Here is a 22,562-nt window from a genome sequence, read left to right as displayed (position 1 = left end):
CGGGTGAACCCGGACATGGGCCCGGTGCTGGCCATCGACTTCGGCACCACGACCTCCTCCGCGGCGCTGATCGACGGCGAGCAGATCCGTCTGCTGCCGGAGCCGGTCAGCGGCGGTTACGCGTGGCCGTCCGCGGTCTACTGGGACGGCGAGCGCATGCTGGTCGGCACGCTGGCCGAGCGCCGCAAGCGGGCCGACCCGAACTCGTACGCCGTGGAGTTCAAGCGCGGGCTCAAGGGCGACCGGCCGATGCCGCAGGGCGACCGCACGTTCCGGCCGATCGAGCAGGCCGCGTCCGTGCTGACCGCGCTGCGGATGGAGGCCGAGCGCATGCACGGCGGCCAGATCACCCGCGCGCTGGTCACGGTGCCGGCCAGCTACGGGCCGGACGACATTCGCCGCCCGCAGATGATCGCCGCGGCCGAGGCGGCCGGGTTCAGCACGGTGGAGCTGCTGCCCGAGCCGGTCGCGGCCGCGTACGCGCCGATCCCCGGACCGACGTTCCTGCCCGGCGAGCTGATCCTGATCTACGACCTGGGCGGCGGTACGTTCGACACCGCGCTGATGCGAGTCGGCGCGGAGGGCCCGGAGGTGCTCGGCCACGACGCGATCGACGACTGCGGCGGCCGGAACATCGACGCGCTGCTGGCCAACAGGATCCAGAACGACGGCGAGGAGTGGCTGGCACCGCTGATCGCGTCCGTGGTCACCGCGCCCGGCACGCCCGCGGCCCTGCGGCTCAGCATGGCGCTGGCCGACTTCGCCCAGCGGATCAAGCACCAGCTCAGCGACGTGGAGAGCGTCGAGGACTACCTGATGCCGACCACCCCGGCGTACGAGCTGGACCGGTCCCAGCTGGCGCTGCTGGCCGAGGCGGTGCTGGAGCGCACGGTCAGGTGCTGCGCCGACCTGCTGGCCCGGCACAAGGTCCACCCGGACACGATCAGCGCGATCCTGCTGGTCGGCGGCGGCTCCCGCATGCCGGCCGCGGCCGAGGCGCTGACCAGGGCGTTCAACCGTCCGCTGCGCCGGGTGGACGAGCCGGAGCTGGCCACGGTGCAGGGTGCGGCGCGCTGGCTGACCCGCAGCGGCCCGCGGCTCATCACGTCCAGTGCGGACTCGTCGCGTACCGTGCCGCTGTCCTTCACGCTGCCCGGCGGCGGTGGCCAGCTGCTGCGCTGGTTCGTCTCGCCCGGCGACACGTACCCGGTGGGCTGGCCGCTGGCCCGGGTCCGGCTCCCGTCCGGCGCGGTCTGGGACCTCACCTCGTCGGTGCCCGGCACGGTCGAGCGGCTGCTGGTCCCGGCCGGTGACGCGGTCGCCAGCCAGCAGTGGCTTGCGCTGTCACGCCCGTAGCAGCGTCGCCGTCTCGGTCACGGCCCGCCGGGCCGCCTCGCTGACCGCGGTCAGGTTGGCGAACGCGTGCACCATGCCCGGCACCCGCCACGCGCGCACCGGCACACCCGCGGCCCGCAGCGCGGCCGCGTAGGCCTCGCCCTCGTCACGCAGCGGGTCCAGCGCGGCGGTGACCACGATCGCGGGCGGCAGACCGGTGAGATCCGGCGCGTGCAGCGGCGAGTGCCGCGGGTCGTTCGTCACCGGCCCGGGCAGGTAGTGGCGGCGGAAGAATTCGAGATCGCGCGCGGTGAGCACCAGGCCGGACCGGAACCGGGACCGCGACGGCCACGCGCCGACGTGGTCGATCAGCGGGTAGAACAGGACCTGCGCCACCGGCGTCCGCTCGCCGCCGCGCAGCGCCTGGCAGGCCACGGCCGCGAGGTTCGCACCCGCGCTGTCCCCGCACACCGCCACCGCCGGCGCCTGGGTGAACGCCCACCGCACGGCCGCGCACGCGTCCTCCACCGCGGCCGGGAACGGGAACTCCGGCGCCAGCCGGTATTCGACGGACAGCACGCGCACCCGGCCGGACGCGCACAACAGCCGGCACGTCTCGTCGTGGGTGTCCAGATCACCGGCCACGAACCCGCCGCCGTGGAAGAAGACCACGAGCAGATCGGACCCGTCGCACGGTACGTAGTGCCGGCCGCGCAGCCGGCCGGCCACGGTCACCGTGTGCACCGCGCCGACCGGGGTGGGCCGGCCGCCCATCAGCGCGGCCGTCCGCCGGATCCGCCGACGGGTGCGCTCCGGCGTGCCGGCGGAGAGGCCTGCCTGCCCGCGCCACCGCTGGACACGCAGCAGCATCGCGATCGTCGAGTCGACCGCGTCCCCGGACGCCGGCGTACCACCGATGAACCGCTGCACCGGTGCCGGCAGCGCCAGCAGCCGCCGCAGCGCGAATGCCTCCGCCCGGGCGATCAACGCGGTGACCCCTCTCGATGCAGGTCGGACACCTGCACGAGCCGCAGAGCGTCCACATAGGATGGCTGCACGGGGACACACGCGAGGTCCGGCGAACCCGGCCTGATCGCGTTGCACAACATGGGAATCCCGCCATTCCACAGTGAATGGTGTCCCCGTTCGAGCGGCCGTCGATCCGCCGCGCCACGACCGGCGGATCCCTTGACGGTAGCTTCGGGCACCGAGGAGAGGAAGAGCATGACGACGGCGGCCGACGACGCCCGGATCCGGGTGATGCAGGGCTTCACGGCGGCGGTCGCGGAGCGCGGCTACGCGGCCACCACGATCGCGGACATCGTCGCGGCGGCGCGCGTCTCCAAACGCACGTTCTACGAGCATTTCCCGGACAAGGAGGCGTGCCTGCTGGCCACCTACCGGGCGAGCGCGGAACGGCTGGAGCGCATCCTGCGCGAGGCCGGGCAGCAGACCGGCGGCGGGTGGCGCGAGCGGGTACACGCGCTGGTAACCGCGTACCTCTCGGCGCTGGACGCGGCCGGTCCGGCCAGCCGCACGGTGCTGGTCGAGGTGCAGGCCGCGGGGCCGCGCGCGTTCCGCATGCGCAGCGAGACGCAGCACCGCTTCGCCGCGCTCTTCGTGGAGCTGGTGGAGTCCGACCCGGCGCTGCCCCCGCTCGACCCGGCGCTGGCGATCGCGCTGGTCGGCGGCATCAACGAGCTGCTGCTGCACGCCGCGGACCCGTACACCCGGGACGGCGGTCCGTTCATCGCCCTGGCGGACACGGTGGCGGACTTCGCGGGTGCGGTCATCGGCCGGTAGCGTGTCGCGCGGCCGCTCTCCTCGGCCGCGCAACCGGCCTTCGCCCACTCGTGGCGAACTGTGGAAGTTCCACAATCGATCGTGGACAACGGTGCGGATTCCGTGCCCGGGAAAAGATCTTGATCTTTGGTTGGAGCTGATCAATCGGTTCGGGAAATAATGCTGGGATGGACCGACCGGAGTGGGCCCCGCCGGGCATCGACGTGGAGCGACCGAGTGCAGCGCGGCTGTACGACTACTTTCTGGGTGGTTCACACAACTTTGCGGCGGACCGAGCGATGGCTCAGCAACTGCTCGCCACCGCGCCGGACATTCCACTGATCGCCCAGGCGAACCGCGCGTTCCTCCGCCGCGCCGTGCACATGCTGGCCGAGTCAGGGATCAGACAGTTCCTTGACATCGGCTCGGGCATTCCCACGCTCGGCAACGTGCACGAGGTCGCCCGGGAGGTCGCGCCGGACGCCCGGGTGGTCTACGTCGATCTCGATCCGGTTGCGGTGGCGCACAGCTCCGTGCTGATCCGCGGGCAGGAGGGTATCGCCGCGATCCAGGGCGACGTGCGCAAACCCGGCGACATCCTGCACCACGAGACGGTCCGCGAGCTGATCGACTTCACCGAGCCGGTCGCGCTGCTGGTCATCGCGCTGCTTCAGTTCGTCCGCGACGAGGACGATCCGGCCGGCATCATGGCGCAGCTGCGCGGCGCGCTCCCGTCCGGCAGCTACCTGGCGATCTCGCACGGCGTGGTCGACGGCTGGCGGCACGACAAGGAGATGGTGAAGAGCCTGTACAGCCGCACCACCACACCGGCCGCGTCCCGCACCCGGGCCGAGGTCGTGCCGTTCTTCGGCGACTTCGAGCTGGTGGACCCCGGCCTGGTCTGGGTCACCCAATGGCGTCCCGACCAGCCCAGCAACATCGACGGCATCAAGGCGGCGAAGTCCGCGGTGGTCGCCGGGGTGGGGCGCAAACCGTGATCGTCGAACCGGCACCACGGGGCTTCACCGACGGGTCGCACATCACCCGGGTGGCACGTGCCTGGGCCCGGGCGATCGCCGGTGCCAGTTACGTACCGATGGCGCACGTCGACATCGAGCTGCGGCTGGCCGGCTTCACCACCCGGCTGCTGCGCGTGCTGACCGGCCAGCCGTTCGACCCGAGCCCGGCCACCCAGATCGGCGTCGAGCTGGTGGAGGCGCACTTCGCGTCGCCGGAGACGCTCGGCCACACCATCAGCGTGCTCGCCGACCGCCTGCCACCACTGGCCGGCACCTCGCTCGACTCGTCCGGCCGCCGGGTGATGCGCCTGCTCAGCGCGCTCTCCGTCGGCTACACCCGCGGCCTGCGCGAGCGCACGCTGGACGAGCAGGAGAGCATCCGGCAGGCCACCGTGCTCGCCCAGCTGCAGACCGAGCACGCGCTCCGGGAGTCACAGGAGGCGTTCCGGCACGCGGCCGTGCACGACCAACTCACCGGCCTGCCCAACCGGATCTTCTTCGAGAAGCAGCTCGCCGACCTGATCGAGAACGGCGGCGCCCACCACGTCGCGATCTGCTTCATCGGCATCACCAGCCTGCAGGCGATCACCGACCGGTTCGGCCACGTCCTCGGCGACAAGGCGCTCACCGTCACCGCCGACCGGCTCCGCACGCTGGCCCGCTCGCTCGGCCACCCGCTGGCCCGGTTCGCCGGTGACCAGTTCGTCATGCTGATCGAGGACCCGGCAGGCACGCCACACCTGGCCGGCGTCGCGGACCAGATCATCGCCACGCTCTCCACCCCGGTCCACACCGATCGCCATCTGCTGCCGATGTCCGCCAGCATCGGTCTGGTCGACCGCCCGATCGCCGGCATGGACGCGAACGACGTGATGCGTGCCGCCGGCATGACGCTGCAGTGGGCCAAGGCCGAGGGCACGAACCGCTGGCAGCTGTTCGACCAGGCCCGCAGCGACCGCGAGATAGCCAAGCACGCGCTCACCGCCGACCTGGCCGGCGGCATCGACCGCGACGAGTTCTTCCTGGAGTACCAGCCGCTCGTCCGCCTCGAGGACCGCGCCGTGATCGGCGTCGAGGCCCTGGTCCGCTGGCACCACCCACGCCTCGGCCGGCTCAACCCCGGCCGCTTCATCGACCTCGCGGAGGAGTCCGGCCAGATCGTCCGCCTCGGCGGCCGCCTCCTCGACAAGGCCTGCCGCCAGGCCCGCGAGTGGGCCAAACTGACCGACAGCCCACCGTACGTCAGCGTCAACGTCGCCGTACCGCAACTCCGCGACGGCGCCGGCCTGCTCCGCACCGTCGACAACCTCCTCCAGGAGGTCGGCCTGGCCCCCGAACTGCTCCAACTGGAGATCACCGAGAGCGCCTCCATCCCGGACGACCCGCAACTCCGCCGCACGCTCGACGACATCGCGGGCCTCGGCGTCCGGCTGGCCCTCGACGACTTCGGCTCCGGCTACTCGAACCTCGGCTACCTGCAGAACCTGCCGGTCAACCAGTTGAAGATCGACATGCAGTTCGTCCGCGACTGGAAGCCGTCGTCGACCAAGTCGCTGCTGCCGTCCCTGGTCAAGCTCGCCCACGACCTGCGCCTGTCGGCCCTCGCGGAGGGCGTGGAGACGTTGCAGCAGGCCGAATACCTCGAGTCGATCGGCTGCGACCACGTGCAGGGCTACTACTTCGGCAAGCCCCAGGCCGCTTCCTCCATCACTTCACTGCTGCTCGAGTGGAGCGCGGAGGAACTCTGACCGCCCCAGCACCTCCTCCACTCACGATCGCCGGGTCGGCGAGACCGGCCGGCACCGGCATCAGCTCCCGACGTCCGTCCACGGCCTCACCTGTGCCGATTTCGCTCACCAGCAGACCGACCGGACGCCTGCGCCGACATGAGGCGGTCATCGGGTGCGTAAGAGAAGTATCGGGAGCGGGCCGTTTCGCCGGCCACGTACTCGCGGCGAAACACCACCCGACCGCATAGGCGCCACCCGGCCGCTCGTCCGTCGAAGGCCCATGGCAGCCGTCTCAAGACCTGCCAGGGAACTCACGGGGGTAGGGCTTGGGCACAGCAACATCCTCCCAGCTCACCGTCATGGCAAGCCATCTCAGATGTCACCTATCGGTGCAGCAGACCCTGACGCGGAGCCAGCGAAGTGACGCGGAGCCAGCGAAGTGGGCAGTAAGGCCGGCCGAAGCCAACCGGAGCCGGGGTTACAGGGTGACCGTGCGGGATTCCTTGATGGAAGTCTCGGCGGCTTCCAGGACCGCGACGATCAAGCGGCCGAAGTGGACGCCGCACGGGTGTGGGGCGCGGTGCTGGGCGGCCTGGAGGAGTTGGCTGATGGCGGAGCCGAAGGCCTCGACGGAGGTGGAGGAGTGAGCCGGGACCTCGACGGCGCCGGCCGTACCGTGGAAGACCGTGTCGTTGCCCTTCAGCGCCTCCGGTGCCTCGAGCGTCAGCGTGAGGGAGCTGACGGCGCCGAGCATGTGCTTGACCAGCACGTGCGTGGTGTTGTTGACGCCGGGGAGCGCGGTCACCGAGGTCGGCATGCCGAGCACCGCGAGCAGCACCGCCAGCGCGTGCGGGCCGACGTCCCAGAGCCCGCCGGCCTCCTTGCGCCAGGACGAGTCGGCGTAGGGGCTGCCGGAACCGTAGATGGAGGCGAAGCGGTCGGCGCGGGCGCCGGTCCAGCCGCCGGTGCTGACCGCCTCGCGGATGAATTCCTCGACGGGGGGCTGGAAGCGGCTGGTGAAGAAGACGACGGAGGCGACGTCGTGTTTCTCGACCGCGGCGACCAGGCGGTCGGCGGCGGCGAGGGAGAGGGAGAGCGGCTTGTCCAGCAACAGGTGGCGGCCGACGGTGGCGGCGCGGGTGGCCAGGTCGGCCTGGATGTCCGGTGGGAGTGCGATGGAGACCGCGTCCACGTCGGCGATGAGCGCGTCGACGTCGTCGTAGGCGGTGATGCCGAACCGGTCGGCGGCGGCCCGGGTACGGGCGGTGTCGCGGCCCCAGACGCCGACGAGGTCGGCCTCCGGGTGGGCGGCCAATGCCGTGCCCTGTGTCTCCGTGGCCCAGTAGCCCGTGCCGAGCAGTCCGAATCTCATCGTCGCTCCTCATCGCCGTGCCGGTCAGTCGACACCCCACCCTAGGGGTATACGAATCCGTTACCCGCGCGGGTTCACGGTGCGATGTGGAGCAGACGGTTGCTCAGCGGCGACGCTTGCCGGCGTGCTCACGGGCCAGCAGCATCGCCTCGTGTGCCTCGGCCGCAGCCTCGGCGGCCTCCTCGGCCAGCGCGATCGCGGCTATCTCGGCTATTCGGGCGGCTTCGTCGGCGGCGCGGGACGCGGCGGCCGCGCGGTCGTACATGCGGTGGGCGGCGCGCTGCTCGGTCTGGTAGCGGTAGGCCACCCGTTCGCGCTCGCTCTGCAGCGGTGACTGGTCGGTGGTGGTCACCCGGAAGACGTCACGCAGTTCCTCGACGGAGATCTCACCGCGCTTGTACGCCCCCAGCGCGGCCCGCGACACGGTCCGGTCCCGGTCGTCGGAGTCGGAGTCGGAGTCCGGATCGGCATCGGGGTCGTCGGTGTCGAGCGACTGCAGCGCGGCCGCGGCGGCGATCTCGGCGGCCGCGTCCTCCACGTCCTTGCGGGCCGCGGCGTAGGCGGCGTCCGCCACCTCCTGCGCGGCCCAGGCCTCGTCCCGCGCCTGCTCGGCCGCGGCGGCCGCCTCCCGCGCCTGCTCGGCAGCGGCCGCGGCCCGGCCGGCCTTGGCGTACGCCGCGGCGGCGTGTGCGGCCAGCTCGTCGGCCTCGGCGCGGAGCAGCTTCGGGTCGGGGCCCTTGACCTGCTCGCGAGTGGTCACGCTGACCACCGCGAGGAAGATCAGCGCGACGATCACCGAGCCGCCGGCGATCAGCAGCCCCCACATGGCCACCGACAGGTCATAGCGCTCGGCCCAGTCAAACCCCACGGCCTTCGACCCTCCCCGATCCCGGACGTCCCACATATCTTCCGGGCCGGAAATCACGTGCCGGTCACGGCCCGGCGAGCACCCGGACAATGGCATGGAACAGCGCGTCCTTGCGCCGTTCGGCCTCCGGGAGGTCGTCGTACGGCACGAGGCAGGGGTGGGTCCGCGTGACCGGATCGCGCCGTGGGCCGTACCGCCAGCCGTCGTCGACCTTGAGAGCGCACCACGCGTCGTGCAGTTCCTCCGGCGTGGCACCGGCCAGCACCGCACGGATGCTGGCCTCGGTGGCCGCCCGCTCCCACGGCTCGGGGATGTCGGCCGACGGCCGCGGGTCACCGATGGCGGTCTGCAGCGCGCGGTTGGCCGCGTGGCAGACCGCGGCGACGGTGCCGATCGGGAAAACGCTCATGCCGCCCCTTCCGAACCCGCGCGTAGAGTGGCCCCGTGCACCATGGAGACGCCCGGTGATCGGCGCACTCAACCTCGCGATCATTATCGCCTCGCTGCTCGTCGCCGCCTGGGCCGGTTTCGCCGGCTTCCGCGGCCGCGCGCCCGACCGGGTGCAGTTCGCCGGGCTGGTCGTGCTGCAGATCGGTGTGCTGGCGATGGGCGTGATCGCGCTGGTGGCGCTGCTCGGCGGCGAGCGGCCGGCCGAGCCGGAGACGTTCGCCGGCTACCTGGTGACCATGGTCTGCTGGCCGGCGGTCGCGTTCGTGCTGGGGCGGATGGAGCCGACGAAGTGGGGCTCGGTCACCATCGCGGTGGGTTGTCTGGTGATCCCGGTGCTGGTGCTCCGGCTGGAACAGATCTGGGGATAGGACGTCGATGGCGAACGCAGAACGCCCGACCGGGCGCGGGCCCGGCCGGGTGATCCTGGTCATCTACTGCATCTTCGCGCTGGCCGCGGGCGCCCGGGCGGGGGTGCAGACCGCAACGAAGTTCGGCGAGGCACCGCTGGCCTACGGGCTGTCCGCGGTCGCCGCCGTGATCTACCTGGTGGCGGCGATCGCGCTGGCCCGGAACGCGCGCCGGGTCGCGCTGGCGGCGATCGTGATCGAGCTGGCCGGCGTGATCGTGGTCGGCCTGCTCAGCGTGTTCGACCCGGCGGCGTTCCCGGACGCGACGGTGTGGTCCGGCTTTGGTCAGGGCTACGGCTACGTCCCGCTGGTGCTGCCCCTGGTCGGGCTGTTCTGGCTGCACCGCACGCGGGTCACCAGCCCCGCCGCAGCCTGATCCAGCGGTAGCCGTATCCGTTCAGCGACACCGCGGACATGTCCTCGCTGATCGGGTCGTAGCCGTCGTCGGAGAGCACCTCGACCGGGTGATCGGACTCGCCGGCCAGCGACGACATGTCCACCTCGCAGTCGTCGCCGCGCAGGTTGTGCAGGAACAGCATGGACCCGGTGGTGTCGACCGCGCGGTGCGCCAGCACGCCGCGCGGCACCGGCACGTCCACGTGCTGGCAGGAGCCGCCGCCGACCTCCGGCGCCTCGCGCAGCGTGCGGATCATCCGTTCGAACCAGGACAGCAGCGAGTTGCGGTCGCCGCGCTGCGCGGTGACGTTCAGCGTCTCCCAGCCGTACTCGCCGCCGCTGACCGGCGGGCGCAGCGGCTGGTCCGACGTGGTGAAGCCGCCGTGCGGCTGGAAGGACCACTGCATGGGGGTACGGATCGCCATCCGCCCGGGGAGGCTGAGGTCCTCACCCATGCCGATCTCCTCGCCGTAGCGCAGCACCGGCGTGCCGCGCAGGCTGAACTGCAGCGCGTAGGCCAGCTCGATCTTGCGCCGGTCGTTGCCCAGCATCGGCGCGAGCCGGCGCCGGATGCCCCGGTCGTAGAGCCGCATGTCCGGTGCGGGCCCGAACGCGGCGAAGACGTCCTCGCGCTGGTCCGCGGTGAGCCGGGACAGGTCGACCTCGTCGTGGTTGCGCAGGAACGTGGCCCACTGCCCGCCGTCCGGCAGCGCCGGCGTGTCCCGCAGCGCGTCGATGATGCCCTCCGGGTCCTCCCGGGCGAGCGCCAGCATCAGCCGCGCGTTGAGCATGAAGTCGAAGAGCATGTGCAGCCGGCCGCCGAAGTAGTTGGTCAGCTCGGCCGGTTCGACGTTCGCCTCGGCCAGCAGCATCGCGTCGCCCTTGCGCCACTGGACGTGCGAGCGGAGTTCGGTGAGGAAGTCGAAGTCCTTCGGCGAGTTCGGGTTGCCGGGTTCGGTGCGCTCGATGATGAACGGCACCGCGTCCATCCGGAAACCGGAGACGCCCAGCTGGAGCCAGAACGCGCAGATCTTCTTGATCTCCTCGCGGACCGCCGGGTTGGTGATGTTCAGGTCCGGCTGGAAGTCGTAGAAACGGTGGTAGAACCAGGCCTTCGCGGTCCGGTCGTACGTCCACGTCTCCTTCTGCTCGCCCGGGAACACCATGCCCTGACCGCGGTCCGCGGGCTCGGTGTCCGACCAGACGAACCAGTCCCGGTACGGCGAGTCCGGCGACGACCGCGCGGACCGGAACCACGGGTGCTCGTTCGACACGTGGTTGACCACCAGGTCGATGATCACGCGGATGCCCCGGTTACGGGCCTCGTGCAGCAGTTCCGCGAAGTCGCCGAGCGTGCCGAAACGCGGGTCGACGTTGTAGAAGTCGGTGGCGTCGTACCCGTCGTCGCGGTTCGGGGACGGGTGGATCGGGTGCAGCCAGAGACAGGTGATGCCGAGCCGGGCCAGATAGTCCAGCCGGCCGATCAGTCCCCGGATGTCGCCGACGCCGTCGCCGTTCGAGTCCTGGAAGGTGTCGATGTCGAGGCAGTAGACGACGGCCTTGGAATACCACCGCTCATTCATGAGCACGACGTTTCCAGTCGGTGCCGACACCAAACCGACACGCATAGGTGAGATCATGTGCGCGGGGACCGGCGCGGCGCAGGGAGACGTAGAACGAACGAGGAGCGATGGCGACCATCTACGACGTCGCACGGCGCGCGGAAGTCTCCCCCGCGACCGTTTCCCGAGTGGTCAACGGACACGCCAATGTGGACCCGGTCCTGGTCGAACGGGTCCGGCGGGCCATGGCGGAGCTGGGTTACCGGCCGAACGCGGTAGCCCGGAACCTGCGGCGGAGCCGTACCACGCTCTGGGCGGCGATCATCTCCGACATCGGTGACCCCTTCTACACCGCGCTGGTGCGCGGCGTGGAGGACGCGGCCCGGCCGGCCGGTTTCTCCGTCGTCCTCTGCAACACGGACGACGACGAGGAGAAGGAGGGCGGGTACGTCGACGCCGCGCTGGCCGAGCAGATGGCCGGCGTGATCGTGGCACCGGCCGGCCCGGGCGCGCCGCACGTGCGCCGGCTGCTGGACGCCCGGGTCCCGGTGGTGGTCGTCGACCGGCAGCCGCCGAACCTGCGGGTGGACACCGTGCTGGTGGACAACGAGCTGGGCGCGCAGTCCGCGACCGCGCACCTGATCGAGTCCGGCTACGCCCGCATCGCCTGCATCACCGGCCCGGTCACGGTCTCCACCGCGACCCAGCGCGCGGCCGGTTACCGGGCCGCGCTGCACGAGCACGGGCGGCCGGTTGACGACGCGCTGATCCGGCACGCGGACTTCCGCGAGCAGGCCGGCTACGACGCGATGCGCGCGCTGCTGGCGCTGGACGAGCGGCCGGACGCGGTCTTCGCGGCGGGCAACCGGCTGACGCTCGGCGCGCTGCGCTGCCTGCGGGACCGCGGCGTGTCCGTACCCGGCGAGGTGGGTCTGGTGGGTTTCGACGACCTGTCGTGGGCCGCGCTGATCCGGCCCGCGCTGACCACGGTGGCGCAGCCGACCTACGAGCTGGGCCGGTCCGCCGCGCGGCTGCTGGCGGAGCGGATCGCCGAGCCCTCCCGGCCGCCGTCGACCGTGACGCTGGCCACCCATCTGGAGATCCGGGACAGCTCGGTTCGTTTCGGCCGCGGGGTCGCCGGGTAGTCGATCGAGCGTGACGATGAGCGCCGACAGCCCTTCGCAGAACCTGACCGGACTCAGCGGCTGGGTGGCCGGTGTCATCGAGTCGCTCGGCGAGGTCGGCGTCGGCCTGCTCGTCGCGCTGGAGAACATCATCCCGCCGATCCCCAGCGAGGTGGTGCTCGCGCTGGCCGGTTACCTGGCCAATCAGGGCAGCGTCAACCTGGTTCTGGTCTGGGTCGCGGCCACGCTCGGCTCGCTGGGCGGTGCGATCGCGCTCTACTGGGTCGGCCGCGGCCTCGGCGAGGAGCGCCTGAAGCGCTGGCTGGACAAGGTGCCGCTGGTTGAACGGGACGATCTCGAGAAGGCCGACCGCTGGTTCGAGAAGCACGGGAAATGGGCCGTGCTTCTCGGCCGCTGCGTGCCGGTGGTGCGCAGTCTCGTCTCCGTGCCGGCGGGCGCCAACCACATGCCGATGCCGATGTTCACCGCGTTCACCGCGCTCGGCAGCGGCGTGTGGAACACGATCTTCATCGGCGCCGGCTACGCGCTCGGCTCCCGCTGGCAGGACATCGAGCAGTACAACCGGTGGTTCGACTACATCATCTGGGCGATCTTCGCCTGGATGATCGGGTCGTGGGTGTTCAACCGCGTCCGGGCTCGCCGGCGGAAGCGGGCGCGGCAGCACTGAGCAGGTGCCGGTCCGCGCCGAGCAGCAGTCGCTCGACCGCGGTCCAGGTCGTGGTGGTGACCAGGTAGAGCACCGCGGCGAGCGGCACGACCAGGGCGAACAGCACGGTGCCGTACGGCAGGAAGCGCATCATCCGCATGATCTGGGCCTGGCCGGGCGGCGCGTCGGCCGGCGTCGGGTTAGCGGCCTGCACCAGCGCCATCCGCCGGGACGACCACCAGGCCAGCACGGTGAGCATCGCCAGCAGCACCGCGAACAGCGCCGGCCCGCCCTCGTTGACGTGCGCGCCGAGCGCGGTGCCGAAGAACCGCTCGTCCAGCAGCGCGTTGTGCTCGCCGGACAGCGTGGGCGTGGTGAAGAGCCGGTACATGACCGTGAAGAACGGAATCTGCAGCAGCGCGGGCAGGCAGCCGCCGAGCGGGCTGGCTCGCTCCTCCCGGTACATCTTCAGCATCTCGGCCTGCAGCGCGGCCGGATCGTTCTTGTGCTTGGCCTGCAACTCGCGCAGTCGCGGCGCGAGCGCGGCGGTGCGTCGCTGACCGCGGATCTGCGCCCAGGTCAGCGGCGAGACCAGCAGGCGGACGCCCATGGTGAACAGGATGATGGCGATCGCGGTCGCGGCCGTGCCCGCAAAGGGCTCGGCGAACGAGGCTATCGAGGTGACGACGGTGGAGGCGACGCCGGCGGCGCCGTCGATGGGAGCGAACGCGAGCATGGTGAAACCCCTCAAAGATCAAGAGCCAGCAGCACCGGTACGCACGGGAGCGCGCGGTTGCGGTGGGCGGGTCGGACGACGAACGAGCTAGGCGACCGAGGGGAGGGCCGCCGGAGCTCGGGGCCGGGAACGGCCGGCCGCGTCCGGATCACGGAGTCGAGGGGTGCGGGTGTTGAGCGCGCGCACGCGCATGGCGGCACCGCGGTGCGGCGCCGGATAACCGGGGCCGCACAGCCGCCCGGTGGCGAGGTGGATGGCCAGCACCACCGCGACCAGGCCGGCCGCGGCCAGCGCGATCATCTCGGCGGGGCTGGAACCGGCCGGGGCGGCCTGGGTCAGCTGTGCGGCGGTCCACGCCCACAGCGACCACAGGAACCCGGTCAGCGGCATCGGTCCACCATACCTAGCCGCGTCGAGAACTGTTCCGCTTGATGACGTACTCCACCAGCTCGATCAGAAGCTCCTTGCCGGACGCGCGGTCGCGGGCGTCGCAGAGCACGACCGGCACCTCGTCGTCCAGGTCCAGCGCGGTCCGCACCGCGGCCGGGCTGAACTTCTGCTCGCCGTCGAAGCAGTTCACGCCGACCAGGAACGGCAGGTTCCGCGTCTCGAAGTAGTCGATCGACGGGAAGCAGTCGGCCAGTCGGCGGGTGTCGGCCAGCACCACCGCGCCGAGCGCGCCCTGGGCCAGCTCGTCCCAGAGGAACCAGAACCGGTCCTGGCCGGGCGTGCCGAACAGGTAGAGCACCAGGTCCTGGTCGATGGTGATCCGGCCGAAATCCATCGCGACCGTGGTCGAGGTCTTGCCCTCGACGCCGGAGAGATCGTCGGTGCCGACGCTGACGTCGGTCAGCATCTCCTCGGTCTGCAGCACCCGGATCTCGCTGACCGCGCCGACCATCGTCGTCTTGCCGGCGCCGAACCCGCCGGCCACCAGCACCTTGAGCGCGACCGGGGCACGCCGTTCCTCAGCGGCCATCGACGCCCGCCCGGTGCGCTACGGAGAAGTTGTCGCCGACCCGCGTGACCAGCAGCGCCATCTCGTACGAGATCAGGCCGATGTCCGCCTCGGAGCCGGCCAGCACGGCCAGGCAGGAGCTGCGGCCGGCCGTGCTGATGAAGAGGAACGCGTCCTCCATCTCGAGCAGCGTCTGCCGGACCGCGCCCGCGTTGAAGTGCCGGCTGGCACTGCGCGCCAGACTGGCGAAGCCGGAGGCCATGGCGGCCAGGTGCTCGCCGTCCTCCCGGGAGAGCCCGCGGGAGGCACCGATCAGCAATCCGTCCGCGGAGAGCAGCACCGCCTGACGGGTGTGTGGCACCTTCTCGATGAGCTCGTCCAGGAGCCATCCCGGTTGGCCGAACAACGTCATGCCGCAGTCTCCCACAACGTTCCGTGACCGTCGTACCGGTCGATGCCGTCCCCGCCGGGCACGCCGATCACCGAGCGTGCGGCAGCGCCCGCGCGCGGTGCGTTTCTCGGTGCAGACATCCCGGCGGCCCTTCCTGGTTCTCGCGTGCGACGAGGACATCATCCCTCGTTGCGCAACAGGAGATCGAGGCGGGAGGCGGTTTCCGTTGTGCGTGACGACGCCGACGCGCTCCGCAGTCGCTCCTCTGTGGAAGGTCGCCCGGGCTTGCGTCGGAATGCCGACAGATCCATCGACAAAAGCGCGCGGCCACTACTCTTAGTGACCGCGCGGGAGTGCTGCGGAGCCGGGCGGTGGGCGTCCCGGCCGGGGGACGCCCACCGGCTCGGCGGGAGGGTCAGACGTCGACCGACTCCTCGATGCGGCGCAGCTGGTGCCGGGCCAGCGCCAGGTTCGCCCGTGACTTGCTCAATGCCAGGTAGAGGAACAGGCCCTTGCCCGAGCGCGACTTGAGCGGCCGGATCAGGTGGTACTGCTCCCCCAGCGTGACCAGGATGTCCTCGATCTCGTCGCGCAGCTGCAGCATCTCCATCGCGCGCAGCTTCGCGCGCACCACGTCGGTGTTGCCGGCCGCGGCGACCGTGAGGTCGAAGTCCTTGGTGCCGCCCGCGATGCCCAGCGCCATGCCGCTGGTGTAGTCGACGAGCGCCACGCCGATGGCCCCGTCGATCTGCATCGCGTCCTTGAGTGCGACGTCCATGTCTGGCATTTGCGTGCCTCCGAGGGCTGGCGGTGAAGGGGGCGGCACATGAGCCGCTTACGGCTTTCGAGGATGCGGTCATTCCGCCGGTATCGATCGCACTGGTTGTGCGACCGGTGCGTCGCGCGGTGTCACAAGCTTCGGATGACCGCGGCCGGCGAGTTGCGAACTTCTGCAACTGCGCAAACCCTGAAGCCGCCAACCACGAGGCAGGTCGCACCGTGTCGGTGCCGCTCTACCAGGCGAAGGCCGAGATGTTCCGGACGCTGGGCCATCCGGTCCGGATCCGCGTGCTGGAACTGCTCCAGGACGGACCCAAGCCGGTCCGGTTCCTGCTCGCCGAGATCGACGTGGAGGCGTCCAGCCTCTCCCAGCAGCTGGCGGTCCTCCGCCGCGCCGGCATCGTCCTCACCTACCGCGACGGCCCGCTGGTCATGTACGCGCTGAGCACGCCGGACGTGGCCGACCTGCTCGCGGCCGGCCGCCGGATCCTGCGCGCGGTGCTGGCCGACCGCGACGGCCTGCTGGTCGAACTGGGCTCCGCGGGCGCGGACGGGTAGCGCCGACGGCCTACGATCCGGGCGCTCCGCAGCACTTCTTGAACTTGCGGCCGGAGCCGCACGGGCAGGGCGCGTTGCGCGGCGGGTCCTTCGGCGCGACCGCGTCCGCGGCGTGCGCGGCGCCGAGCGCCGCGTCGATGTGCCGCATCCGCTCGTCCGGATCCATCGGGATCTCGGACGGCGCGAGATCGTCGAGCATGTCCGGATCGCGGCCGAGCGCCTGCCGGACGCGGCGGCGCGAGTTCAGCAGCATGCCGGCCACGGTCGCGTCCGGTGCGGGGCTGTCCTGCATCTCGTCGAGCTGGTCCTCGGTGAGCAGCGCGGCGCCGCGGCCGAGCCAGCGCTCCGCCGTGACCAGGTCGCCGCGGATCTCGAACAGCTCGCCGGTGATCATGCAGTGGCCGTCGTCGAGCAGCGGGTCGCGGCGCAGCCGGTGCAGCAGCGCGTCGGCCTGCTCCGGCTCGTCGTGCGCGAGGTGGTGCTCGGCGAGCTCGATCATGGCGTACAGGCCGTGCTGGTCGCGGACCTCGGCGAGCTCGCGGTAGATCTCCACCGCGCGATCGGTCTCCCCGGCCGCGCGCCAGGCCGCGGCCGCGTCCAGCAGGATCTCGCTGCGGTCCGCCGGATACGCCTCGGCCTCGGCCTCGGCCGCCAGCGCGTCCTCCCGCAGCCGCCGGCTGTCCCTCACCACCATGCGGCCAACCTACCGGACATTTCTCACCGATCCGCCGCTAGTACCTCTTCGGCGGCCTTCCGGGCGGCGATCAGCACCGGGTCCCAGACCGGCGCGAACGGCGGCGCGTAGCCGAGGTCGAGCGCGGTCATCTCCTCCACCGACATGCCGGACCAGAGCGCCACCGCGAGCGCGTCGATCCGCTTCGCGGCCTCGGACCGCCCGACGATCTGCGCACCGAGCAGCCGGCCGGTCCGGCGCTCGGCCAGCAGCTTGACGTGCATCGGCGCGCTGCCCGGGAAGTAGCCGGCCCGGTTCGTGGTCTCGACCGTCGCGGTGACGAAGTCGAATCCGGCCGCGGTGGCGTCGCGCTCGCGCAGCCCGGTGCGGGCCACCTCCAGGTCGCAGACCTTGGTGACCGCGGTCCCGATCGCGCCGGGGAACGTGGCGTACCCGCCGCCGATGTTGATGCCGGCCACCCGGCCCTGCTTGTTCGCGTGCGTGCCGAGCGGCAGGTGCACGTACTGCCCGGTGATCAGGTGCCGGGTCTCCACGCAGTCGCCGGCCGCCCAGACGCCCTCGTGGCCGGGCACCCGCATGCGCAGGTCGGTCAGCAGCCCGCCGTGCTCGCCGACCGGCAGACCGGCGGACCGGGCCAGCAGCGTGTTCGGCCGGACGCCGAGGCCGAGCACCACCACGTCCGCGGGCACCTCGCCGGCCTCGGTGGTGACGCCGGTGACCCGGCCGCCCGCGCCGGTCAGGCCGGTGACCTCCGCGCCGGTGCGCACGTCGATGCCGAGCCGCACCATCGCGTCCCGGACCAGCGCGCCCATGTCCGGGTCCACGGTGGACATCGGCTGGTCGCCGCGTTCCAGCAGCGTGACGTCGAGACCGCGGTTGATCAGCGCCTCGGCCATCTCGACGCCGATGTAGCCGCCGCCGATCACCACCGCGCGCCGCACCTCCGGCGTCAGCCACGAGGCCAGGCGGTCGCCGTCGTCGAGCGTCTGCACGCCGAAGACGCCGCCGAAGTCCACGTCCGCCCACGGCGGGCTGACCGGCGTCGCGCCGGTCGCGATCATCAAGTGGTCGAACCCGAGCGTGGACTCGTCCGCGTCGGACCGGACCGTCACGGTACGCGCGTGCAGGTCGATCGCGACGACCTCGTGCCGTACCCGAAGGTCGATGTCCTGGTTGTCGCGGAACTCGCCCGGGGTGCGGACGATCAGGTCGTCGCGCGCCTCCACCGTGCCGCCGATCCAGTAGGGGATGCCGCAGGCCGAATAGGAAGCGTGGTTCCCCCGTTCGAACGCGACGATCTCCAGCCGGCCGGCCGGGACACGCTTGCGGGCCTGGGAGGCGGCGGACATGCCCGCCGCGTCGCCACCGACGACGATCAGCCGTTTCATCACCACGGAACGATTTTTACCCGCGGGTGGCCTCGGTCAAAGCGGTCAGCACACCGTCGATCGAGCCGTGCCTGGCGAACGCGGCCCGTTGCCGTGCCGCGCCGGAGCCGTGCGAGCGCAGCCGGCTCATCAGGACAGTGGCGATCTCCAGGTCGCCGTGCCGCTCCAGCTGCGGCCGGACCAGGTCGAACAGGCGGCGCAGCAGGTGCCAGGCCGGTCGCGGGCGCTGGTTGACCAGGTCGACCGCGAGGCCCTCCAGCCCGTCGTGCGCGGCCCGCCAGTGCGCGGCGGCCAGCAGCTGCTGGTTGATCGCCGGAGCGGGCAGACCGGCCCCGACGTCCGTGATCGCGGTGCCGACGAGCGCCCGGACCAGCGCGGCGACCAGCATGGTGTCCTCGAGTGAGGGGCAGACGTCGCCGATCCGGAGCTCCACCGCGGTGCCGTCCGCGGCGAGCCGGGCGTGCCACTGCAGCATGCCGTCGTCGATCACCACGCCGGACGCGATCAGATCGTCGAGCAGGTGCCGGTAGTGCGCGTACGACTCCAGCCGCGGCGCCGGGCCGACCGACGGCCAGCGTTCCCACATGATCGAGCGCCAGCTCGCGTACCCGGTGTCGACGCCCTGGTGGAACGGCGAGTTCGCGGTGACCGCCTGCAGCACCGGCAGCCACGGCCGGACGTGGTTGAGCACCTGCACGGCCAGCTCCGGGTCGTCCACGCCGACCCGGACCAGCGTGCTGTTCAGCCCGTGGCCGGGCGCCAGCGGCCCGAACCGCTCCGCCGTCCGGTGGCAACGCGGCAGATCCGCGACGGGCGCGTCCGGACCGGTCAGCGGGCAGGCGCCGATCGCGGTCAGCCGCGCGCCGGCCGCCTCGGCCGCGTCCGCGACGCCCTCGCGGAGCAGGCCCATCGACCGCCACAGCGCGTCCAGGTCACCGGCCGGCGGGCCGGCCACACCGATCTGGGTGCGCAGGTAGGCGTGCCGCACGGACGCGCGCAGCGCCGGGGAGACGCGGTCCAGGACGTCGTCGACGACCGGCGCTGGTGCCAGGCGCTCCGCGTCGAGCAGCAGGAACTCCTCCTCCACGCCGAGCGCGAGCGTGCCGCGCGCGAGGACGGCCGTCCGGTCCGTGGTGGTCGGCATCACGCTCACAGGTCGGCCCTCCGGGTCGCGGGAGACGGGAGCCGGCGGGCGGCGGGTGCTTCCCGGACCCGCCGCACGCCGCGCTTCCCTCCGGATCACGCTAGCGGCGCGCGGGAGCGGCTACGCCACAAACCCGAAATCAACGGCCACCGGGGGTACGGCGGCGGCCGCCCTCCCGGCTACTTCTGGCAGACCGGGCACCAGTAGGTGTTCCGGTTCGCCAGCGTCCCCTTCAGCACGGTGGTGCCGCAGACCAGGCACGGCTGGCCGGCCCGGCGGTAGACGTAGACCTCGCCGCCGTGCCGGTCCACCCGGGGTGCGCGGCGCATCGCCTCCGGCGTGTGCGCCACGTGCACGGTGTCGATCCGGCCCTGCGCCACGCCGTCCTTCATCAGCGCGCGGAGGTCCTCCCAGATCTCCGTGAACGCGGCCGCGGACAGCGCCCGGCCCGGCGTCGTCGGCAGCAGCGCGGCGCGGAACAGCACCTCGGTCGCGTAGATCAGGCCCGGCCCGGCCAGCACCGACTGGTCCATGATCAGCTGGAGCAGCGCGGCGTTGCTGCGGGAGATCCGCGCGTAGGCCGGCCCCGGGTCCGCGTCGTCGCGCAGCGGGTCCGGGCCGAGCCGCGCGTGGATCAGCGCCACGCCGTGCGGGTCCAGCACCTCGCACGCGGTCGGCCCGCGCAGCTCCAGCCAGCCGCGCTCGCCGGCCAGCCGCATGCGGATCAGCCCGGCCGGTTCCGGCACCGGCAGCGGCCCGGTCGCGAACTTGCCGTACAGCCCCAGGTGGACGTGCACGATCCGGTCACCGGCGTAGTGGTGGAACAGGTGCTTGCCGTACGCGGAGGTGTCCTCCAGCACGCGGCCGGTGACCAGCGCCGCGTCCGCCGCGAACCGGCCCTGCGGGCTGCTCACCTCCACCGGCTGCCCGGCGAGCAGCCGGCGGTGCGCGATCGCGAGGCGGTGGATGCTGTGTCCCTCGGGCATGGTGAGCAACCGTAGCCAGTCCCGCCACGCGCCGCCATCTGACCAGGCGAGACCCGGAAGCCGGCCGCACCGGGCAACCCGGCGGACAACGGACCGCCGCGCGAAGCGCGTGGTTGAGCGATACATCACTGTGATCGGCCGCGGCGCAGCTCACACCGCTGGAATTTCCACCGGCGCAAAAAGCCCGGTTCGACGATCTTCAAGGGACGGTACCGGCCGGTATGCTGGCCACCCTGATCGAGCGGGCCGCACGAGGGGACACCGTGGAGCTGAATCTCACGGGTGACCGGGTGATCGGCCGCTGGGCCCACATCATCCGCCGCCGGTTCCCCGCCGCGGAGACGCTGTCCGACCAGGCGCGCGACGACATCGCGTCGCTCGCGTCCACGCTCCGGCTGGTGCGGGCGGACACGCCCTGCCCGGTGCTGGACGAGCTGTTCCGCGGCGAGCCCGGGCTGACCTCGGTCGCGGTCGAGGGGCCGGACGGGCGGCTCGGGCTGATCATGCGGGAACGGTTCCTGCTCGTCATGTCGGGCGCGTTCGGCTACGGCCGGCCGCTGACCAACCGGCAGACCGTCGCCGAGATCACCGACTGGCATCCGCTGGTGCTGCTGGCCGGCACCAGCGTGCTGACCGCGGCGCAGCGGCTGCGCACCCGGCCGCGCGAGGCCCGCTACGACGACGTGATCGTCTCCGACGGCGATACCCGGCTCAGCTCCGTCTCGGCCGCGCTGCTGCTGGACACGCTGACCGAGCGGCTGTCCGCCAAGGTGATCCGGGACGAGCTGACCGGGCTGGCGAACCGCGCGCACTTCCTGGAGCGGCTGGAGGCGGCCTGCATCGACGCGTCCGACCCGGACGAGCCGGGCCCGCGCGTGGTGGTCGCGTTCATCGACCTGGATCACATGAAGAAGATCAACGACTCGTTCGGCCACCACGTCGGCGACGTGGTGCTGACCTCGCTGGCCGCGCGGCTGGCCGCGGTCGCTAAGGAGGACGAGCTGGTCGCCCGGCTCGGCGGCGACGAGTTCGCGGTGCTGACCCGGCTGCCGGAGGAGGCGGGCGAGCACGAGGCCAAGGAGATCGGCGATCGCTACCGGGCGGCCGCGGCGGAGACCGACCCGGCGGTGGCACCGGCCGCGCGGACCAAGGCGAGCGTGGGCGTGGCCGTGTCCGGCGCGCAGGCCGACGCGGAGACCGTGCTCAGCGCCGCGGACATGGCGATGTACCGGGCGAAACAGGCCGGCGGCGACGACGTGGTGACGGTGCTGGGCGTGGACGCCGGACTGCCGGGCGACGTGGAGCAGGTGGACCGGTCGGTGCGGCAGGCGATCGCCGGCGACGAACTGCGCCTGGTCTACCAGCCGATCGTGCGGATCCAGGACCGGTCCGTGGTGAGCGTGGAGGCGCTGGTCCGCTGGGAGCACCCGCGGCTCGGGCGGCTCTCCCCCGACCGGTTCCTGCCGGGCGCGGAACGTACCGGGCAGATGCCGGCGCTGGACCGCTGGGTGCTGCGGACCGCGTGCGCCGACCTGGTCACGCTGACCCAGCGGCTCGGCGACGCGGCGCCGCCGTCGGTGAACGTGAACGTCTCCACCCGTACGCTGACCACGCCGTTCGACGAGACCGTGCTGGACGTGCTGGCCGAGACCGGGCTGCCGCCGGACCGGCTGCGGCTGGAACTGCCGGAGACCGCGGACCTGACGCTGCTGGCCGGCGCGCACGCCCGGCTGGAGCGGCTGCGTGAGGCCGGCGTGCACCTGACGCTGGACGACATGGGCGCCGGCTCGACCACGCTGCGGCACCTGTCCACGCTCACCGTGCACGGCATGAAGATCGACCAGGTGTTCGTGGCCGGTATGCTGGACAACCCGCGCGACCACACCGTGGTCAAGCTGCTCACCGACCTCGGTCACGGCCTCCAGCTGAGGGTCACCGCCGAGGGCGTGGAGACCGCGGCCCAGCTGGAGGCGCTGGCCGCACTCGGCGTCGAGCACGCCCAGGGCTGGCACATCGGCCGCCCCGCACCGCTGGAGGACCTGGCCGCCACGCTCACGTCGCCGTAGCGCCACCGTGAGCGGCACGGGCTCGCGGCCGCCGCCGCGACTTCCGGCGGAGGTCGCGTGCCCTCTCGTGCCCACACGGACACTGACCGGGAGGATCGCCGGCGACGACCGGTGCCGGCGGGTGAACGGTGAGCGATGTGTGGCGATCG

At 72.0% G+C, this 22,562-nt stretch carries 24 protein-coding genes; 10 read left to right on the top strand and 14 right to left on the bottom strand.

What is annotated here, in order from left to right:
- Nucleotides 1–3: 3 nt before the first annotated feature.
- Nucleotides 4–1,356 (top strand): Hsp70 family protein, encoded by a 1,353-nt coding sequence (locus J2S42_RS27100; protein ID WP_307243480.1) that lies wholly within the window; start codon nt 4–6, stop codon nt 1,354–1,356.
- Here the strand turns inward: J2S42_RS27100 and J2S42_RS27095 are convergent.
- Nucleotides 1,345–2,322 (bottom strand): alpha/beta hydrolase, encoded by a 978-nt coding sequence (locus J2S42_RS27095; RefSeq protein ID WP_307243478.1) that lies wholly within the window; start codon nt 2,320–2,322, stop codon nt 1,345–1,347. The two genes, J2S42_RS27100 and J2S42_RS27095, sit on opposite strands and share 12 nt — an antisense overlap.
- 237 nt (nt 2,323–2,559) lie before the next feature.
- Here J2S42_RS27095 and J2S42_RS27090 point away from each other — a divergent pair, with 237 nt between their 5' ends.
- The 3 genes from J2S42_RS27090 (at nt 2,560) to J2S42_RS27080 (ending at nt 5,884) form a co-directional block, all read left to right on the top strand.
- A complete protein-coding gene (locus J2S42_RS27090; RefSeq protein WP_307243477.1) occupies nt 2,560–3,138 on the top strand; it encodes a TetR/AcrR family transcriptional regulator in 579 nt (192 codons plus the stop codon).
- A gap of 167 nt (nt 3,139–3,305) precedes the next feature.
- Nucleotides 3,306–4,115, top strand: a complete 810-nt coding sequence (locus J2S42_RS27085) for an SAM-dependent methyltransferase (RefSeq protein ID WP_307243475.1) — start codon at nt 3,306–3,308, stop codon at nt 4,113–4,115.
- Nucleotides 4,112–5,884, top strand: a complete 1,773-nt coding sequence (locus tag J2S42_RS27080; RefSeq protein ID WP_307243474.1) for a putative bifunctional diguanylate cyclase/phosphodiesterase — start codon at nt 4,112–4,114, stop codon at nt 5,882–5,884. The genes J2S42_RS27085 and J2S42_RS27080 overlap by 4 nt, the downstream gene beginning before the upstream one ends.
- 460 nt (nt 5,885–6,344) lie before the next feature.
- Here the strand turns inward: J2S42_RS27080 and J2S42_RS27075 are convergent, their stop codons facing one another.
- The 3 genes from J2S42_RS27075 to J2S42_RS27065 form a co-directional block, all read right to left on the bottom strand.
- A complete protein-coding gene (locus tag J2S42_RS27075) occupies nt 6,345–7,238 on the bottom strand; it encodes a Gfo/Idh/MocA family protein (RefSeq protein WP_307243472.1) in 894 nt (297 codons plus the stop codon).
- A gap of 103 nt (nt 7,239–7,341) precedes the next feature.
- Complete coding sequence (locus J2S42_RS27070; protein ID WP_307243471.1) at nt 7,342–8,106, bottom strand: hypothetical protein; 765 nt, start codon at nt 8,104–8,106, stop codon at nt 7,342–7,344.
- 64 nt (nt 8,107–8,170) lie between these two features.
- The gene (locus J2S42_RS27065; RefSeq protein ID WP_307243469.1) at nt 8,171–8,515 is read right to left on the bottom strand and encodes a RyR domain-containing protein; all 345 of its coding nucleotides are present in this window, start codon (nt 8,513–8,515) and stop codon (nt 8,171–8,173) included.
- Here J2S42_RS27065 and J2S42_RS27060 point away from each other — a divergent pair.
- Both J2S42_RS27060 and J2S42_RS27055 read left to right on the top strand, forming a co-directional pair.
- Nucleotides 8,514–8,924: a hypothetical protein gene (locus J2S42_RS27060; RefSeq protein WP_370879269.1), complete on the top strand. Its 411-nt coding sequence runs from the start codon at nt 8,514–8,516 to the stop codon at nt 8,922–8,924. The genes J2S42_RS27065 and J2S42_RS27060 overlap by 2 nt on opposite strands.
- A gap of 7 nt (nt 8,925–8,931) precedes the next feature.
- Entirely contained in the window at nt 8,932–9,339 is a 408-nt protein-coding gene (locus J2S42_RS27055; RefSeq protein ID WP_307243464.1) for a hypothetical protein, read from the top strand.
- On the opposite strand, the gene J2S42_RS27050 is transcribed toward J2S42_RS27055, so the two are convergent.
- Complete coding sequence (locus J2S42_RS27050; RefSeq protein WP_307243462.1) at nt 9,317–10,942, bottom strand: alpha-amylase family protein; 1,626 nt, start codon at nt 10,940–10,942, stop codon at nt 9,317–9,319. The two genes, J2S42_RS27055 and J2S42_RS27050, sit on opposite strands and share 23 nt — an antisense overlap.
- Before the next feature lie 107 nt (nt 10,943–11,049).
- Between J2S42_RS27050 and J2S42_RS27045 the strand changes: the two genes are divergently transcribed.
- Nucleotides 11,050–12,066, top strand: coding sequence for a LacI family DNA-binding transcriptional regulator (locus J2S42_RS27045; RefSeq protein ID WP_307243461.1), 1,017 nt, complete (start codon nt 11,050–11,052; stop codon nt 12,064–12,066).
- 16 nt (nt 12,067–12,082) lie between these two features.
- Entirely contained in the window at nt 12,083–12,733 is a 651-nt protein-coding gene (locus tag J2S42_RS27040; RefSeq protein ID WP_307243459.1) for a DedA family protein, read from the top strand.
- On the opposite strand, the gene J2S42_RS27035 is transcribed toward J2S42_RS27040, so the two are convergent.
- From J2S42_RS27035 to J2S42_RS27015, 5 genes are all read right to left on the bottom strand, one after another.
- Nucleotides 12,687–13,448, bottom strand: coding sequence for a YidC/Oxa1 family membrane protein insertase (locus J2S42_RS27035; protein ID WP_307243458.1), 762 nt, complete (start codon nt 13,446–13,448; stop codon nt 12,687–12,689). The genes J2S42_RS27040 and J2S42_RS27035 overlap by 47 nt on opposite strands.
- Before the next feature lie 87 nt (nt 13,449–13,535).
- Nucleotides 13,536–13,838, bottom strand: coding sequence for a DUF6412 domain-containing protein (locus J2S42_RS27030; RefSeq protein ID WP_307243456.1), 303 nt, complete (start codon nt 13,836–13,838; stop codon nt 13,536–13,538).
- A gap of 13 nt (nt 13,839–13,851) precedes the next feature.
- Entirely contained in the window at nt 13,852–14,427 is a 576-nt protein-coding gene (locus tag J2S42_RS27025) for a GTP-binding protein (protein ID WP_307243454.1), read from the bottom strand.
- Nucleotides 14,417–14,818, bottom strand: coding sequence for a roadblock/LC7 domain-containing protein (locus J2S42_RS27020; protein ID WP_306834920.1), 402 nt, complete (start codon nt 14,816–14,818; stop codon nt 14,417–14,419). The genes J2S42_RS27025 and J2S42_RS27020 overlap by 11 nt, the downstream gene beginning before the upstream one ends.
- Nucleotides 14,819–15,212: 394 nt before the next feature.
- Nucleotides 15,213–15,584, bottom strand: a complete 372-nt coding sequence (locus J2S42_RS27015) for a hypothetical protein (protein WP_307243452.1) — start codon at nt 15,582–15,584, stop codon at nt 15,213–15,215.
- Nucleotides 15,585–15,796: 212 nt separating this feature from the next.
- Here J2S42_RS27015 and J2S42_RS27010 point away from each other — a divergent pair, with 212 nt between their 5' ends.
- Nucleotides 15,797–16,135 (top strand): ArsR/SmtB family transcription factor, encoded by a 339-nt coding sequence (locus J2S42_RS27010; protein WP_307243451.1) that lies wholly within the window; start codon nt 15,797–15,799, stop codon nt 16,133–16,135.
- A gap of 10 nt (nt 16,136–16,145) precedes the next feature.
- Here J2S42_RS27010 and J2S42_RS42000 read toward each other — a convergent pair whose 3' ends face one another.
- The 4 genes from J2S42_RS42000 to J2S42_RS26985 all read right to left on the bottom strand — a co-directional run bounded on the left by J2S42_RS42000 (nt 16,146) and on the right by J2S42_RS26985 (nt 20,347).
- The gene (locus J2S42_RS42000) at nt 16,146–16,829 is read right to left on the bottom strand and encodes an SEC-C metal-binding domain-containing protein (RefSeq protein ID WP_370879267.1); all 684 of its coding nucleotides are present in this window, start codon (nt 16,827–16,829) and stop codon (nt 16,146–16,148) included.
- A gap of 23 nt (nt 16,830–16,852) precedes the next feature.
- The gene (locus J2S42_RS26995) at nt 16,853–18,220 is read right to left on the bottom strand and encodes an FAD-dependent oxidoreductase (RefSeq protein ID WP_307249056.1); all 1,368 of its coding nucleotides are present in this window, start codon (nt 18,218–18,220) and stop codon (nt 16,853–16,855) included.
- Between the two features lie 13 nt (nt 18,221–18,233).
- Nucleotides 18,234–19,361 carry a carboxylate-amine ligase gene (locus J2S42_RS26990; protein ID WP_307249054.1) on the bottom strand — a complete coding sequence of 376 codons (1,128 nt, stop codon included), beginning with the start codon at nt 19,359–19,361 and terminating at the stop codon, nt 18,234–18,236.
- 179 nt (nt 19,362–19,540) lie between these two features.
- Nucleotides 19,541–20,347 carry an Fpg/Nei family DNA glycosylase gene (locus J2S42_RS26985; protein WP_307243447.1) on the bottom strand — a complete coding sequence of 269 codons (807 nt, stop codon included), beginning with the start codon at nt 20,345–20,347 and terminating at the stop codon, nt 19,541–19,543.
- Nucleotides 20,348–20,568: 221 nt separating this feature from the next.
- On the opposite strand from J2S42_RS26985, the gene J2S42_RS26980 reads away from it, so the two are divergent.
- Nucleotides 20,569–22,413, top strand: a complete 1,845-nt coding sequence (locus J2S42_RS26980; RefSeq protein ID WP_307243446.1) for a putative bifunctional diguanylate cyclase/phosphodiesterase — start codon at nt 20,569–20,571, stop codon at nt 22,411–22,413.
- The last annotated feature ends 149 nt before the right edge of the window (nt 22,414–22,562 follow it).

The sequence above is a fragment of the Catenuloplanes indicus genome, assembly GCF_030813715.1.
In the GTDB taxonomy this organism is placed as follows: Bacteria; Actinomycetota; Actinomycetes; order Mycobacteriales; family Micromonosporaceae; genus Catenuloplanes; species Catenuloplanes indicus.
The sequence above is the reverse complement of the archived record's forward strand: the minus strand, read 5'-3'. Positions and strand labels throughout refer to the sequence as shown.